The following is a 15,876-nucleotide window of genomic DNA, read 5'->3' on the forward strand; positions in this document are numbered from 1 at the left end:
CAGCCCCTTAAATCCACAACTTCTTGAAGTCACGACCGCCGTAGATCAGGTTGACCATAGCGCGGGTCACCATAATGGCCGTGAACATCGAGGTAAAGATCCCGAGCGACATGGTCACCGCAAACCCCTTGACGGGACCGGTTCCCATCGCGAAGAGAATGCCGCCGACCAGCAGCGTCGTCAGGTTGGCGTCGAGAATCGCCGTGTAGGCACGATCGAAACCTTCGCTGATTGCACGCTGCACGGTCATGCCGTTGGCGATCTCTTCACGTATCCGCGAAAAGATCAGCACGTTGGCGTCCACCGCCATACCCATGGTCAACACGATACCGGCGATACCCGGCAGGGTCAGTGTTGCACCCAGCAGCGACATCAGTGCCAGCAGCATGACCATGTTGAAGGCCAGCGCAACGGTGGCGATCAGACCGAAGAAACGGTAGATGGCCATGATGAACAGCGAGACGAACAACATGCCCCACAGGGAAGCGTCGACGCCCTTGGTGATATTGTCGGCACCCAGGCTCGGACCGATGGTGCGCTCTTCAGCGAAGTACATCGGTGCAGCCAGACCACCGGCACGCAGCAACAGCGCCAGCTCGGACGACTCGCCCTGACCGTTCAGACCCGTGATACGGAACTGGCTGCCCAGTGGCGACTGGATGGTCGCCAGGCTGATGATCTTCTTGTCTTCCTTGAACGTCTGGACCGGCACGTCTTTCTCGACGCCGTTGACCATTTGCTTGGTGTAAGTAGTGGTCGGACGCTGCTCGATGAAGATCACCGCCATGCTGCGGCCCACATTGCTGCGGGTCGCGCGGCTCATCAGCTCGCCACCGTGACCGTCGAGGTTGATGTTCACCTGTGGACGGCCGTGCTCGTCGAAGCTCGCCTTGGCGTCGGTCACCTGGTCACCGGTGATGATCAGACCACGCTCCACCGCCGCTGCTGGACGACCGCCTTCGCGGAACTCGAACATCTCGGTGGTGCCTTTCGAATCGTCCGGACCTGCGCCCAGACGGAACTCGAGGTTGGCGGTCTTGCCCAGAATACGCTTGGCTTCTGCGGTGTCCTGCACGCCCGGCAGCTCGACCACGATGCGGTTGGCACCCTGGCGCTGAACCAGCGGCTCGGCAACACCCAGCTCATTGACCCGGTTGCGGACAGTGGTCAGGTTCTGCTTGATCGAATATTCGCGAATCTCGGCCAGTTTGGCCGGGGTCAGCGCCATGCGCAGCACGGGAATACCGTTCAGCTCGGCAGGCGTGATTTCGAAATCGGTGAAGCCCTTGCGCACGATGGCACGAGCCTGCTCGCGCTCTGCATCATCGGCAAAGCCCAGCTGAATCACGTTGCCCAACTGCGGCAGGCTGCGATAACGCACCTTTTCCTTGCGCAGCAGTGTCTTGACTTCGCCTTCGTAGACTTTCAGACGGGCATCGATGGCCTTGTCCATGTCGACTTCCAGCAGGAAGTGCACACCTCCGGACAGGTCGAGACCAAGCTTCATCGGGGTTGCGCCTACATTGCGCAGCCAGGTCGGAGTGGTACGAGCCAGGTTCAGCGCGACGACATAGTCATCACCCAGTGCCTTGCGCACGACATCCTTGGCCGGCAACTGGTCTTCCTGCTTGCTCAGACGCAACAAACCGCCTTTGCCATTCTCAGCCAGAGAAGAAGCCTTGACCGAGATCCCGGCATCGGTAAGCGCTTTGGCTGCACGATCCACGTCTGCCTGAGTGACCTGCAACGCAGTACTTGCGCCACTGATCTGGATGGCCGAATCGTCAGGGTAGAGATTGGGTGCGGAATAAATAAAACCGATCACCAGCACCGCCAGGATCAGTACGTATTTCCACAGAGGGTATTTGTTCAGCATCACGCCGCCCGCTTAAAACGCGGGGCGCCTTGCGCGCCCCGTCGATGGGTAAAAGTTGGTACTCAGATCGCTTTCAGGGTGCCTTTAGGCAGAGTGGCTGCGATAGCGCCCTTCTGGATTTTCAGCTCAACGGTGTCGGACACTTCGATCACGACGAAGTCGTCGGTCACTTTGTTGATCTTGCCGGCGATGCCACCGCTGGTTACGACTTCGTCGCCCTTCTGCAGGTTGCCCAGCAGGTTTTTCTGCTCTTTGGCGCGCTTGGCCTGTGGACGCCAGATCATCAGATAGAAGATGACCAGAAAGCCAACCAGGAAGATCCACTCAAAGCCGGTGCCCGCAGGACCGGCAGCCGGTGCAGCAGCATCCGCGAAAGCGGGAGAGATGAAAAAGCTCATGTGTCGCTCCAGTTACATAATTAGTATAGGAAAGCAGGAAAAACTCGCTCTGTTTCAACCCAGAGGCGGCGTTGGGAGGCCGCGTTTGGCATAGAAGGCATCGACGAAGGCGGCCAATGTACCCTGTTGAATAGCCTCGCGCAAACCAGCCATAAGCAGCTGGTAGTGCCGCAAATTGTGGATCGTATTGAGCATGCTCCCCAGCATTTCCCCGCATTTGTCCAGGTGATGCAGATAAGCGCGCGAGAAGTGCTTGCAGGTGTAGCAGTCGCAGGTCGGATCCAGCGGCGAATCGTCATGACGATGGAACGCATTACGGATTTTCAGAACGCCAGTATCGATGAACAGATGGCCGTTGCGGGCATTGCGGGTCGGCATCACGCAGTCGAACATGTCGACGCCACGGCGAACACCTTCGACCAGATCTTCCGGCTTGCCTACCCCCATCAGGTAACGAGGTTTGTCTGCTGGCATCTGGCCCGGCAGGTAGTCCAGCACCTTGATCATCTCGTGCTTGGGCTCGCCCACCGACAGACCGCCGATGGCCAGGCCGTCGAAACCGATCTGATCGAGGCCTTCGAGCGAGCGCATGCGCAGGCTTTCATGCATGCCGCCCTGAACGATGCCGAACAGCGCCGCAGTGTTTTCGCCGTGAGCGACCTTGGAACGCTTGGCCCAGCGCAGCGACAGCTCCATCGAGATACGCGCCACGTCCTCATCGGCCGGATACGGCGTGCATTCGTCGAAGATCATCACGATGTCCGAGCCCAGGTCACGCTGGACCTGCATGGACTCTTCCGGCCCCATGAACACCTTGGCGCCATCGACTGGCGAGGCGAAGGTGACGCCCTCCTCCTTGATCTTGCGCATCGCGCCCAGGCTGAACACCTGAAAACCACCGGAGTCGGTCAGAATCGGACCCTGCCATTGCATGAAATCGTGCAGATCGCCGTGGCCCTTAATGACCTCGGTGCCGGGACGCAGCCACAGGTGAAAGGTGTTGCCCAGAATGATCTGCGCGCCGGTGGCTTCGATGTCGCGTGGCAGCATACCCTTGACCGTGCCATAGGTGCCCACCGGCATGAACGCCGGGGTTTCGACCACGCCACGCGGAAAGGTCAGGCGACCGCGGCGGGCTTTGCCATCAGTGGCCAACAGCTCGAAAGACATACGACAGGTGCGACTCATGCGTGATCCTCTGGTACCGATTCCTGTGGGGCCGTCGGCGCGGGATTGCGGGTGATGAACATTGCATCACCGTAACTGAAGAAGCGGTACCCATGCTCGATGGCGGCAGCGTAGGCGGCCATGGTTTCGGGATAACCGGCGAACGCCGAAACCAGCATCAACAGCGTGGATTCGGGCAAATGGAAATTGGTCACCAGGGCATCGACCACATGAAACGGCCGACCCGGATAGATGAAGATGTCAGTGTCGCCGCTGAACGGCTTCAGCTTGCCATCGCGTGCCGCGCTTTCCAGCGAGCGCACGCTGGTGGTCCCGACCGCAATGACCCGCCCGCCCCGCGCACGGCAAGCGGCCACGGCATCGACCACCTCCTGACTGACTTCGAGCCATTCGCTGTGCATGTGGTGATCTTCGATCTGCTCGACACGCACCGGCTGAAACGTACCTGCACCAACGTGCAGTGTGACGAACGCCGTCTCGACGCCCTTGGCGGCAATCGCCTCCATCAGCGGCTGGTCAAAATGAAGACCGGCCGTCGGTGCTGCCACGGCGCCGGCGCGCTGGGCGTAAACGGTCTGATAACGCTCGCGATCCGCGCCGTCATCGGGGCGATCTATATAAGGAGGCAACGGCATATGCCCGACCCGCTCGAGCAGCGGCAGCACTTCTTCGGCAAAACGCAGTTCGAACAAGGCGTCATGCCGCGCCACCATCTCGGCCTCACCGCCGCCGTCGATCAGAATCGAGGCACCCGGCTTGGGCGATTTGCTGGAACGCACATGCGCCAGCACGCGATGGCTGTCCAGCACGCGCTCGACCAGAATCTCCAGCTTGCCACCAGAAGCCTTCTGCCCGAACAGCCGTGCGGGAATGACGCGGGTATTGTTGAACACCATCAAATCGCCCGCGCGCAGGTGCTCGAGCAAATCGGTGAATTGACGATGTGCCAGCTCGCCGCTCACCCCGTCGAGGGTCAACAGACGACTGCTGCGACGCTCGGCCAGCGGATGACGAGCAATCAGGGAATCGGGGAGATCGAAAGTAAAGTCAGCGACGCGCATGATGGGGTTCGTTTAGCAGGGCCGGGAAGTTTATCCGGTTTGGCGGCATTAGTAAAAAACCGCCGCAAATCCCTGTTGACCAACGGAAAACTCATCCCTATACTTCGCCGCCATTGAGCCCTGATGGCGGAATTGGTAGACGCGGCGGATTCAAAATCCGTTTTCGAAAGAAGTGGGAGTTCGATTCTCCCTCGGGGCACCACCGAATTGAAGAAAGACCTTGAAATTCAAGGTCTTTTTTTTCGTCTGCAGGAAAGTGGCTCTGGCGGGCAGGCCATTGACTTCGAAAGCAGTGGTTACAACGTGTCGACTTTCATGGAGACACGCCCTATTGACCAGCGTTTATAGGCCGCAGGCGTCATGCCTGTCACCTGTATGAATGCCCGGCGAAATGACGTGTCCTCGTTGTAGCCACACTCAAGCGCTATCTGTTTGATGCTCGCCCCCGGCACCTGCAGAAGTACGCAGGCGGTCTCTATTCTCACGCGCGTTATCAGCTCTTTGGGCGACTCATTGGTCAGGTTTTTGAATCGTCTGTGTAACGTACGCTCGCTCACGTTCAAGGCCTTGGCCAGCTCCGTAGCGTTCAGACCGGGACTGCCGTGGCGAATGATTTGCTCTGTTTCCAGCAGCAGTGGATCAGCATTGTTGATAAATCCCCGAGGCGCGTACACCGACTGAGGCAGCGGCAAACTGTCAGTCACTGAAATGTCTGCGGTCAGTTTCGCGACATCCGCTCCTGCGAGGCTGCCGATCACATACAGCGCCAGATCGATCCAGGATAAGGGTCCGCCGGTCGTCACGACGCGATCCTGCGACTCCACTGCTGAACCCCAGGCTACTAATGCCTTGGGGAATCGTTGTCTGAAAACATGATGCACAAAAGTCGGCGAGCGAAGGTCAGGCAAGGCAGCGGAGTTTACGTGCTGTAAATGAGCATTCCGAGCCTGTGTTAAACGCAGCATCACCGAGCGCAGCCACTTTTCGTACAGAGCCCACAAGCGCCTGGTCTTTTTCTGACACCACCCGCAGACACGCCCGATTTCAACGCCTCGCCCGCAGCGCTAATCTCTCCGCCGCTCGCTGCCCAATCAGCGACCGGATTTGACGATCCGCTCTATCCAGGCGTATACGCTTCCCCACTGCATCAGGCCAAGCCTGAGGTACATGTTATGGCGGCTGTGCGTCGGAGACCTTCGGGTCTGCCGGGTTCCTGGATACTTCGGTCTGCCCGTTTGGAATTCGGGTCGGTCCATCCTTGCGCACTTGTCGCTATAATCGCCGCAGAATGGACCTCAGGAAAATCCAGTGAACAAGATCGTTTATGTAAAAGCCCACTTTCGCCCCATTGGCCAGGAGTTCACCGTCAAGGTCCCTACCGGCGAAACGACGTGGGGCCTGTTCGGGACGAAAGAAGAAACCCGAAAAGAGAAACAATGGAAGCAGACCGGTTGGTCGGATTGCGAGATCGATGGCGAGCGGCTGTCAAAGGATATCGAGGATGCCGTCGCCCTGCTCAATGCTGACGGTTATGAGATCCAGACCATTCTGCCTATTTTGTCCGGTGCTTATGACTATCAGTTCAAATACGAGAACATCCAATTTCCCGAGCAGATAGGCCGCCCTGGCGGCGGCTGGGGATATGGCTACGGTTATGGCTACAGCTTCACAGAGGGCGTGACTCTAATCGCGAGAAAAATCCACAACGCTCCGGCCTGAGGCTCGACGCCTCCATCCCGGCTGCCGCACATGAGCGAAAAGCGCTTGCCGCAACCATTGGCAAGCGCACTCACACCGTGACAGGCCCGATTGCACAGGACGTTGCTCGATTGATTCCTGTTGAACGCTCTGGATTGAATCGGACTACTTTAGTCCTCCAGATCCGTGGCCGTGCCGCCACACGAAGATGAGGCGTGACGGTCACTGAACAAGCTCCGCCAGCATTACGGTTGGTGTGTTCATACGCCCTCGTCGAGAGCTGCGATTCCCCCCTCCAGCTCAATTATTTTCGAGCCCCCTGCATCGCGTGGTTGTGCTCCTCCCGACTTTACCTGAGTGGTAGAGATGCATGCGTTTTTGCTTGGCAATGTGCGGACTAAACGTAAGAAAACGTGGTCGGACGTTTCAGAACGTGCTCGCACCAATAAGCAGTCAAGGCAGCTAGAATGGCTTACATCATATAATTATTATTGAAACCTAACACACCCCCGATCGGAACAATTATCTAACCCTTGTCCGAGCTTGAGGAAAATAGACGTAACCTGGCAGACACTGCGACTAAGCATTCGTGGAGACCGTCATCCATTCTAAAAAAATTCTCATCCAACCATTCACATTCAGCTTGTATAAAGCCAGACATACTGTGAATGCGAAGAGGTTTTACTGACTGGCCAGCCATAAAATTCATGCCGTTCACCTCGTGTTTCTCCCTCTGTTTTACTGACTGAGCCCTAACTTATGAGACTCGACATACTTCCTGCGCTGTGCATTTTTCTGCTGCTGCCAAATCTTTGCCTTTCTGCGGAAAAGAAAATGTACGGCGCGTACGAGTACGCACGACTCCCCGAGCTGGGTCTGGACGTACCTGCAAAACTCGATACCGGAGCAGAAACAGCCTCATTGAGCGCTCGCAATATCAAGTATTTCAAACGTAATGGTAAGCGTTGGGTAAGCTTTACCCCTGCTATCGATGGCAGTGACCATCGCGTGATTGAAAAGCCTCTCGCAGGGATCGACAAAATTATTCGCCGTGCGGCTGATCGCGCACCCAATGACAAAAAGACGTATCCCGCACGACCCGCAATCATTCTGTCGGTGTGTATGGGTAGCGTTTTACGTGACATTGAAGTGAACCTGACCGACCGAACCGGTTTCCGGTATCCCTTTTTAATCGGTGCCGTCACGTTGAAAAGCTTCGGTGCGACGGTCGACCCTAGCGTCGAATATAAGGCGGGAAAACCTGACTGCGTTTCCAGCGCACAGACCTCAATGTGATGAACTGAGCGAAGAAGGCAGTGGAGACAACGACATCGAGAAGATCGATGCCAAAGTGGAATGGGTCGGCTGCAAAAGGAGTTGGCAAGCTTCTCGACGACCGCTATTTATTTTAACTCCAGAACCAGCGAGCAGCACTGAAGCGATTACTGAGTAAATTTCACATGGGCATGAGCTTTTAGCTGGATAATCTTTTTAAAGCAAACTCAGTAATCTGTATCACGTGCCTGAAACGCTCTTGCGCAGGTACCTACAGTGTAAAGACTCAATAGGCAACCAGGGCGTTTGAAGCATGGCAATCACCTCGATAAACACACTCGAGATCAGTTTCTCTGAGCGTCCGGATCATCACATCGAGACCGTATTACTCAACCACATTGAACAGTTGAAACAATCGCCAGGCTGTTTAAGTTATTCGCTGAGCCAACGCATGACGGGCCCCACTTGCTGGATAGTCACGGGTTACTGGGCAAACGAAAACCAGATGTTCGATCATTTCTGTCAAGGCGCTATGACGACGTTCATTGATCGCCTGATCGAGGCTGAAGCCAATCTCTCATTCGCACGCTTTTCGGCCAACGTGGAAGGCCCCGTTTAATTGTTAGCGGCCCGCCGCTTAGCCACGTATTAAAGGCCTGGTCAGTTAAAACACCTTAACCACACCTCCATAGAAAGGTTATCCATGAAACTCTTAGCACATGCAGTCATGACTGTAGTGGTGTCGGGCCTCGCTGGCTGTGCATCCGGTATATCTGTACCCAGCAACGATAACGCCATCGTTCATCTTGAGGCACAGGTTGGCGATGAGATGATTGCAAGGCGCCTTGACGCCAGCCAAGCCGAGAGCCTGACTCACTTTGAAGTGTCGCCCGGAAAACACACGATGGAATTGGGTATCGTGGCGTGGGGTTATCAACAAAGTCAGCGCCGCTGCGTTGCCACTCTTGAGTACGACATGTTTCTAGCAAACGGGCTTTACACGCTGATCGAAAGCAGGTCAGGCGTGGAAGTCAAAGTGAGTCTGGTCGACAGCAAGGGCGCTACGCTGGCGCAGACAGACAAGGTGCCCTGCCTGTAAGCCCGCTCAGCCCTGTCAGGATTTCCGAACCCGACTCCGACCCAGCGCCAGCGAGGACTTCAGGTTCACGCGTAAGATGGCGTAACGTGAGCGCGTCACATAGGTGCAGGGGCCGACAGGCAAGTAGCACGGTTACGAGCCGGTCATGGCTGGCCAGGCTGGACCGAGAACCCCGGGATAACAATTACCCTCTTTCTGCATATCCAGGTAGATCTTTAACCCGGCAGGCATCTGACTGCCCTTCGGGGAGTTGAGGTATTCATTGAGCGCTTTACCATGCGATTCGAAAGGTTTACGTGCAGGTGTTTTCGGCTCTCAGATATAACGACGTCTTCCAGTTTCATACCTTTTGCATCAAGACCCTTTTTAATGGCGGCCTTGCCATTCCCCACCAGCTCGGCGACCAGATTGGCAGGCTGCCTATTATCCTTGCCAGCCGTTTTTGCAGGGTCGAGGCTGAACGGATAGCGGCTTTCACACCAGCGAGTCAGCTCGGCGAGGTCGTTTGAAGTCTGCAGTTCGATGTGCAGCGGTCGAACGTAAGGTTGAAGCCACCATTTGACTGCGGTGCACATGACTGCCGCTCACTGCATCGGACCTGGTCGTTCCGGCTTGCTTTACAGCGCCCTCATTTTTTGAAGGCACCAAGCTTTCGAGCATGGCTCTGACTTTTTCTGTGTCCTCGGGGGCCTATGCCAGAACGGCAGGCGCTTGAGGGGAATGGGCAAGAGAAAACCGGGATGAGCTTTCAGCTTGTTGCGTTACGGGACGCTCAGCCTCGGGCACAGGCGGGTGGTAGTGTGCAGCCAGGCCGCCGACGGGTCTCATATCGAGTTTCCATTGATAAAGGATCATTAAAGACCGGGCGCCGTGCGTACCGGTCTCTGGTCTTTCAGACGGGTTAATGCGCTTTCGCAATCCCGAACTGGTTCAATACCGGATCGACGTTATGGTCGAACGCTTTCTGCGCTTTGTGCTTTTTGACGGCGTCGACGATCATTGAAATCCCGAAGCCCAAGGCCATGGCTCCGTCAATGGCCCAACCGACGATGGGGATCGAAGCACCCACGGCCATGCCGGCCGCCATGCCAGCGGCTTCACCCGCGACCATCCCCACCGCGCGTCCGACCAACTGGCCGGCCATGCGGCCCAGGCCAACCGAGGCTTCGCGGCCCAGCATCTTTGCACCTGCATCGATACCGCCCTTGATGGCCTCGGCACCGTACTTGGCGCTGTCGTAGATCACCTGCCCCGCTCCCAGTTTGTCACCGTGAGCGAGCATGTCTTTTACTGAAACAAAGCCCATCACAGACCTGAGAATCTTGGGACCACCGCCAGCAAGGAGTTCTTTCGCCAAGTCGGATACCTGGCTCTCGTCGGTCTTGCCTTCCAGCAGCTTGCGGCCTTTCTTGGAGTCCTGCAGCTCGCGTGCCGTGGAGTTCGCGTAATCCTCTTTCACACTGTCTGTAACGTCGCTGGACAATACGCTGTCGTAGGCTGCTTTCTGGCCAGCCATCATTTGCACAGCCTGTTCGCCATCGATTTTTTTCTGGCCAAGAAGCTGTTTGAGCGCACCACCGTTTGCAAAATTGTTCATATAGGAGTCTTTGATTGTCGACTCCAGTTGCGGGTTTTTGGCCACTACCTCTCGAGGGCTCGGCACTTGAGTGTCGGGAAACAGGTCTTGCTGCAATTGCAACTGGGCGGACAGGCCATTGATAGCGTTGCTGTAATCCGGGTTCGGATTGTGCTTGTTGACCGCCTTGTCGGCGGTCGCCATATCGGTCTGCAGTGCCTTACCGCTGTTGACGTTCTGCGCCTGCTTGACGACCGCATCCTCCAGCGCAGAATCACTGCTTACCAGCTTGCGCTCTTGCTCGGGAACGCTTTTGTTGAGGAAGGCCTGCACGTCGGGATCAGCCTGCAATCGGCCAATCCGGTCCGTAAGGCCTTCCTCGGTTTTTTCGGTATTACGCAGTTCACGCCCGGCAATGACGCTTTGCTGTGTCTGTTGCAGCTTGATCATCACCGCAGCTTTTTGGGCTCCGGTATAAGCTTTCGGATTATCAAACACGTCCGCGCCCAGCTTACTGATGTCGATACCCGCAACGGAGTTGAGCGTTGCGGCATCACTCAACATGCTCGCGAACTGACCACCATTGGTGGGCGCGCTTTTCCTGATCCACTCACTCAGGTTCTTTGCGTTGAATAACTGATCCGGGCTATGTGCGGCCTTTGCCCGCCCTTTCATTCCAGCCTCGTCAAGCTGCCCGAGAAAGCCGGACTGCGACCAGGTGCTGCAGGACTGTTTAAGCGCTCCGGAGAGACCCGGGTTGTTGGCGGCCAGATTTTTCAGGTCTTCGGCCCCGACGTTGTCATCTACATCGGTCTTGTCCTCGGCGCCCACGGCATTGTGAGGATCGGCTGCCTTGGCCAGCGGCATGTTGGCGCGCATGACTGCGGCATTACGTACCATTTCCAGAGATTGCGGATCCGCGTCGGGATTGTCCTTCTGGTATTTTTCCACGTCCTTGTCGGCCGCGTCCGCCGCTTTCTCCATGTTTTTGGCGAAGGTCTTGAGATCTTTATTGGTGATCTTGCCGTCCGCGTTGCCGCCGCCCTGCGCGGTGTCCACCGCCGTTTTCAAAGCCGGGTTCGCGTTGATGAACTCCATGGCCCGGGCCGCTTCAGGTCCGTTTTCACGGGCCATCCATGCCGCGGCGATAGGTCGGTTGAGCTCTTTGGCAGCTTGCTCACGTTCTTCGGGTGGCAGATGGGCAACCATCGGCTCCCAACGCTTCAATGCTTCGGGGGAAGAGTACTTGGAGTCGTCGAGAAACGACGCGTCGGACGCCTTGGGCGCATTGGCCGGGTCAGAAGCATCACTGCCGGTCGTACTGCTGGCCGAACTGACCGAGCCGACGGACGAAAAGTCGGTCAGGCCGAAACTGCTGCTGGCCGATGTCCTGCTCGGGGAAAAAAAGGATGCTACAGACGATGCCGTATCGTCGGCACTGTTAAGCAACTCGGAAAGGCTTTGCCCGGATTGACCGAACTGTACGCCGCCGCTCGAGGCACCAGGACTTCTGGCAAGCGGCGACGGATCAGCCAGTTCGTCAGAGGTGAATTGAGGGACATTACCGCTGAGGATGGGGGGACTGGATATACGCATGGGAGGTCGCCGTCCAAAAGTGAAGGTTCATCACTGTGTGGCCGACGACCTGAGTCGGTTCCAACTCCCTCGCGAAATCCGTCTTTCACGCGAACGGGTCGATGTGCTGCTTCAACTGGACCCGGGCGCGCGACAGTCGCGAACGTACGGTACCGATCGGCACTCCCAGGCTGCTTGCCGTCTCCTGGTAATTGCCGTCCATCTCCAGTGAAACCTCAAGCACCCTCTGCATATTGGAAGGCAGGGTACCGATGGCCTGGATGACCCGAGCCAACTGTCGGTGCCCGTCCACCTGATGACCCACATCAGCGTGCCCTTCCAGTTCAGAATGAACCTCGTCTTCCCAGCTTTCCTGATAAGGCTGGCGATACATTTTGCGGAAGTGATTGCGGATCAGATTCAGCGCGATACCACACAACCAGGTCTGCGGTTTGCTGGCGTGCTGGAACTTGTGTTCACTGCGCAATGCTTCAAGAAAGACACACTGCAGGATGTCGTCCACGTCATCCGGGTTCATCACGCGCTTCTGGATGAATGCTCTGAGCATCTGAATCTGGTCCTGTGTCATCTGTCGCACACCTGCCGATGACGCAGGCTGGCTGGATGAGGTCTTATCGAGGATCACGACGCGTGGAAACATAGAGAATGCCCTTAATGTGATGGTGTGCAATCCCTATAGCGATAACCGTGCCACACAAAAAAAATAAAATAAGTAATTGATTTATAAGACTTTTAATAATTATGTAATTATTTGAAATACATTTTTTTGCGCAACCCCCTCTTTTGTGACGACAACATTTGGCACAACCCTCTGCGCTCTCTTCATAAGGGAACCGAACTGATACGACGACCCACTCAGCGGTCATGATCTGGCTCAGAACCGTCTTATGAAAATCGTCGCTCCGCGTATTTTGCCAACCCATCCGGTCGCACCGATCCGCGATGTGTTGCCTGCTGCGCGGCCAATTCAGAGCACCGATCCTTACACCACAGGGACATCTCGTCAGCAGGCATCACGCTTCGCTGCCGCACTGGTGCAGCACAGCCGGATCCTGCGGCAAAGAGAGCTGATTGCGAGCAGAAACGCGCTGCAATCGCGAGCCGTCAAATTGGCCGAGCTCTATCACCTCCTGATGAACGAAGAGGACACCGGTCTCGATAACGCAGCCAGGGTGCTGCGTAAAAAGCTGGCGCAGGATGACTCTACCGATATCGAGCAGGTGCTGGAGTTCGCTGAGGGAGACGTCGCCAAGGCTTACGTGGTGCTGCAAGCCGCACGCAAGCAGGCAGAGGCGGAAGGCAGCGAGCGGGAACACGAAATTCTGACCGACCGGCTCAAACACCTGCGGCGTATATTTGGCTCACGTGCCCGGGCAGGCCTTAATACGGCCAGGGCCTTTGGCCGCCAGAACATCGACAACAAACGCCGCGCCGCCTTGCGCAATCTGTATGGCGTCGCGGTCAGCGGCCAACCGAACGTCACCGGGCTGATCGAGGCACTGATCGGCGAGCAGGAAGAACCGGGACAGTTCAATCTCAACCTGCGGGACATGCGCATCGCCATAGCAGACGACCTGTCGGCCATCAAACCTTCGACCTCTCATGAGCAGCTACGCACGCTGATGCACGGTCTGACCACCGCACGGCACGTAGCCACTTTATTGCGGGGTTGCGAACACTTGCTGGGGCGGATGCGCAGCAAGAATCCCAGCCTGAAGGTCGATCCCCCGGCGTTCCTCAAACACCTGCTGACCCTGACGGCCAACGGTATGAATGTGAATCAGACATTGCAATTAACCCAGCATATCGGTGGTGAACAACTCAAACACCAGTTGGCGTTCCTGAACAGCCTGCGCCCCATGCTCATGCAACTGCCCATCCTGCTCTGGCGGGACATGAAAAGCCGTCAGACCGCGCTGAGCAACCTGCTCATCCTGATGGCTGAACTCACCGAAAAGGAACAGAAGCAGATGTATGGGGGGCTTGCCTGATGAATCAACTCATCAATATGTTGAACGGCATCGCGCTGTCGGCCATGCGCCGATCGGAGCTGGTCGGCGCGTTCTTTGTGATCGCCATCGTGTTCATGATGATCACCCCCCTGCCGACCGGCCTGGTGGATGTGTTGATCGCGGTCAACATTTGCATTTCATGCTTGTTGATCATGCTGGCCATGCACCTGCCCAGGCCGCTAGCATTTTCGACCTTTCCGGCCGTTCTCCTGCTGACGACCATGTTTCGTCTGGCCCTGTCGATTTCCACTACCCGTCTGATCCTGCTCAATCAGGACGCCGGCCACATCGTCGAAGCGTTCGGCCAGTTCGTGGTCGGCGGCAACCTGGCGGTGGGTCTGGTGATCTTCCTGATCCTGACCGTGGTCAACTTCCTGGTGATCACAAAGGGCTCAGAACGGGTCGCCGAAGTGGGTGCGCGTTTCACGCTGGACGCCATGCCCGGCAAACAGATGTCGATCGACAGTGACCTGCGGGCCAACCTCATTACCGTACATGAAGCGCGCAGGAGACGAGCCGAACTGAACAAGGAAAGCCAGTTGTTCGGTGCCATGGACGGTGCGATGAAATTCGTCAATGGCGATGCCATTGCGAGCCTGATCATCGTGGCCATCAACATGATCGGCGGTATTTCGATCGGCGTGGTGCAGCACGGCATGAGCGCTGGTGACGCACTTCAGCTCTACACCGTACTGACCATCGGTGACGGCCTGATTGCGCAGATCCCGGCGCTGCTGATCTCCGTGACGTGCGGGATGATCATTACGCGCGTGCCCAACACCGAAACCGGTGTGGAAGCCAACATCGGTCGCGAAATCGCCGAACAAATCACCAGCCAGCCCAAGGCCTGGATCATTGCGGCCGTGGCCATGCTGGGTTTCGCCGCTTTGCCCGGCATGCCGACCGGGGTATTCATTACCATTGCCATCATCTGTGGTGCTGGCGGCATGCTGCAACTGCAGCGGGCCAAGCCCAAGAAACAGCAGGACGGCGCCGTAGCGGTCGCTCCGGAAATGAACGGCAAGGAAGACTTGCGCACCTTCTCTCCCAGCCGTCAGTTCGTTCTGCAGTTTCATCCAGGTCAGAACCTGGCGCAGGTCGAGGCGCTGGTCAGCGAAATACGGCAACGGCGTAATCGTCTGGTAGTCAACTACGGCCTTACCCTGCCCTCGTTCGTCATCGAGCAGGTCCAGTATCTGCAGCCAGATGAGTTCCGCTTCACGGTGTATGAAGTGCCTATGGTCAAGGCAACTTTCACCCAGACCCATGTGGCGGTGGATGCGCGTCAACTGGGACACGAAAACACGACGCCTGTCATTCCCGGTAATAGCGACCGTCAGGAAGAACAATGGGTCTGGCTGCCTGCCGACGCGCCTGAACTGCAGGACAACCAACTCTCCGCCATCAGCTCGACAACCCTGATCATCGAGCGCATGGAGCGTGCGCTTCAATCCTGCGGGCCACAGTTCATTGGCCTGCAGGAAACCAAAGCCATCCTCAGCTGGCTGGAATCCGAGCAGCCCGAACTGTCTCAGGAGATTCAGCGGGTACTGACCCTGACGCGGTTTTCCGCCGTTCTGCAACGACTGGCTTCGGAGTGTGTGCCGTTGCGCGCACTTCGAGTCATCGCCGAGACACTGATCGAGCATGCCCAGCACGAACGCGATATCAGTGTGCTGACCGATTACGTGCGCATTGCGCTCAAGTCACAGATTTACCATCAGTACTGTGGCTCCGAGGGTCTGCTGGTGTGGCTGTTGACGCCGGAAAGCGAAGGCTTGCTGCGCGATGGCCTGCGTCAGACTCAGACCGAAACATTCTTTGCGCTGGACAATGAAATCAGCCAGATGCTCGTACAGCAATTGCACATGGCGTTCCCTCTGCGGGCGCCCGAGCAGGCGGTTCTGTTGGTCGCGCAGGACTTGCGCAGCCCGCTGCGCAACTTGCTCAAGGAAGAGTTTTATCACGTCCCGGTGTTGTCTTTCGCCGAAATCAGCAACGCGGCCAAGGTCAAAGTCATGGGTCGTTTCGACCTGGAAGATGATCTCGAGCCGCTGGATAACGAGCACGCGGCCTGAGCCTGAAACGCTCGGCCAC

14 protein-coding genes and 1 tRNA gene are annotated in these 15,876 nt (G+C 56.9%); 7 read left to right on the forward strand and 8 right to left on the reverse strand.

The window, feature by feature from the left end:
* Positions 1-7: 7 nt before the first annotated feature.
* From secD to queA, 4 genes are all read right to left on the reverse strand, one after another.
* A complete protein-coding gene (gene secD, locus BZK31_RS11965; protein WP_083182920.1) occupies positions 8-1,876 on the reverse strand; it encodes a protein translocase subunit SecD in 1,869 nt (622 codons plus the stop codon).
* A 62-nt stretch (positions 1,877-1,938) separates the two neighbouring features.
* Positions 1,939-2,274, reverse strand: coding sequence for a preprotein translocase subunit YajC (yajC, locus tag BZK31_RS11970; protein ID WP_083182922.1), 336 nt, complete (start codon positions 2,272-2,274; stop codon positions 1,939-1,941).
* 54 nt (positions 2,275-2,328) lie between these two features.
* Positions 2,329-3,444: a tRNA guanosine(34) transglycosylase Tgt gene (gene tgt / locus BZK31_RS11975; protein ID WP_083182924.1), complete on the reverse strand. Its 1,116-nt coding sequence runs from the start codon at positions 3,442-3,444 to the stop codon at positions 2,329-2,331.
* A gap of 14 nt (positions 3,445-3,458) precedes the next feature.
* On the reverse strand, positions 3,459-4,523 hold the full coding sequence (queA, locus tag BZK31_RS11980; protein ID WP_083182926.1) for a tRNA preQ1(34) S-adenosylmethionine ribosyltransferase-isomerase QueA: 1,065 nt from the start codon (positions 4,521-4,523) through the stop codon (positions 3,459-3,461).
* Between the two features lie 117 nt (positions 4,524-4,640).
* Between queA and BZK31_RS11985 the strand changes: the two genes are divergently transcribed.
* Positions 4,641-4,725: transfer RNA gene (locus BZK31_RS11985), tRNA-Leu, on the forward strand.
* A 94-nt stretch (positions 4,726-4,819) separates the two neighbouring features.
* On the opposite strand, the gene BZK31_RS30100 is transcribed toward BZK31_RS11985, so the two are convergent.
* Positions 4,820-5,524 carry a helix-turn-helix domain-containing protein gene (locus BZK31_RS30100; protein WP_244182670.1) on the reverse strand — a complete coding sequence of 235 codons (705 nt, stop codon included), beginning with the start codon at positions 5,522-5,524 and terminating at the stop codon, positions 4,820-4,822.
* Positions 5,525-5,831: 307 nt separating this feature from the next.
* Here BZK31_RS30100 and BZK31_RS11995 point away from each other — a divergent pair, with 307 nt between their 5' ends.
* The 4 genes from BZK31_RS11995 (at position 5,832) to BZK31_RS12010 (ending at position 8,595) form a co-directional block, all read left to right on the forward strand.
* A complete protein-coding gene (locus tag BZK31_RS11995) occupies positions 5,832-6,242 on the forward strand; it encodes a hypothetical protein (RefSeq protein ID WP_083182928.1) in 411 nt (136 codons plus the stop codon).
* 738 nt (positions 6,243-6,980) lie between these two features.
* Entirely contained in the window at positions 6,981-7,517 is a 537-nt protein-coding gene (locus BZK31_RS12000; protein WP_083182929.1) for an ATP-dependent zinc protease family protein, read from the forward strand.
* A gap of 292 nt (positions 7,518-7,809) precedes the next feature.
* Positions 7,810-8,115, forward strand: coding sequence for an antibiotic biosynthesis monooxygenase family protein (locus tag BZK31_RS12005; RefSeq protein WP_083182931.1), 306 nt, complete (start codon positions 7,810-7,812; stop codon positions 8,113-8,115).
* 84 nt (positions 8,116-8,199) lie between these two features.
* Positions 8,200-8,595, forward strand: coding sequence for a PA0061/PA0062 family lipoprotein (locus BZK31_RS12010; protein WP_244182671.1), 396 nt, complete (start codon positions 8,200-8,202; stop codon positions 8,593-8,595).
* Positions 8,596-8,810: 215 nt separating this feature from the next.
* On the opposite strand, the gene BZK31_RS29430 is transcribed toward BZK31_RS12010, so the two are convergent.
* From BZK31_RS29430 to BZK31_RS12025, 3 genes are all read right to left on the reverse strand, one after another.
* Positions 8,811-9,170 carry a hypothetical protein gene (locus tag BZK31_RS29430; protein WP_157900727.1) on the reverse strand — a complete coding sequence of 120 codons (360 nt, stop codon included), beginning with the start codon at positions 9,168-9,170 and terminating at the stop codon, positions 8,811-8,813.
* A gap of 326 nt (positions 9,171-9,496) precedes the next feature.
* A complete protein-coding gene (locus tag BZK31_RS12020; protein ID WP_083182936.1) occupies positions 9,497-11,767 on the reverse strand; it encodes a type III effector HrpK domain-containing protein in 2,271 nt (756 codons plus the stop codon).
* Positions 11,768-11,852: 85 nt separating this feature from the next.
* Positions 11,853-12,407: an RNA polymerase sigma factor gene (locus BZK31_RS12025; RefSeq protein ID WP_083182938.1), complete on the reverse strand. Its 555-nt coding sequence runs from the start codon at positions 12,405-12,407 to the stop codon at positions 11,853-11,855.
* A gap of 247 nt (positions 12,408-12,654) precedes the next feature.
* On the opposite strand from BZK31_RS12025, the gene sctW reads away from it, so the two are divergent.
* Together sctW and sctV are read left to right on the forward strand one after the other, a co-directional pair.
* Positions 12,655-13,758 carry a type III secretion system gatekeeper subunit SctW gene (gene sctW / locus BZK31_RS12030; protein ID WP_083182940.1) on the forward strand — a complete coding sequence of 368 codons (1,104 nt, stop codon included), beginning with the start codon at positions 12,655-12,657 and terminating at the stop codon, positions 13,756-13,758.
* Positions 13,758-15,857 carry a type III secretion system export apparatus subunit SctV gene (gene sctV, locus BZK31_RS12035; RefSeq protein ID WP_083182942.1) on the forward strand — a complete coding sequence of 700 codons (2,100 nt, stop codon included), beginning with the start codon at positions 13,758-13,760 and terminating at the stop codon, positions 15,855-15,857. The genes sctW and sctV overlap by 1 nt, the downstream gene beginning before the upstream one ends.
* Positions 15,858-15,876: the final 19 nt, after the last annotated feature.

It is taken from the genome of Pseudomonas floridensis (assembly GCF_002087235.1).
GTDB lineage: Bacteria > Pseudomonadota > Gammaproteobacteria > Pseudomonadales > Pseudomonadaceae > Aquipseudomonas > Aquipseudomonas floridensis.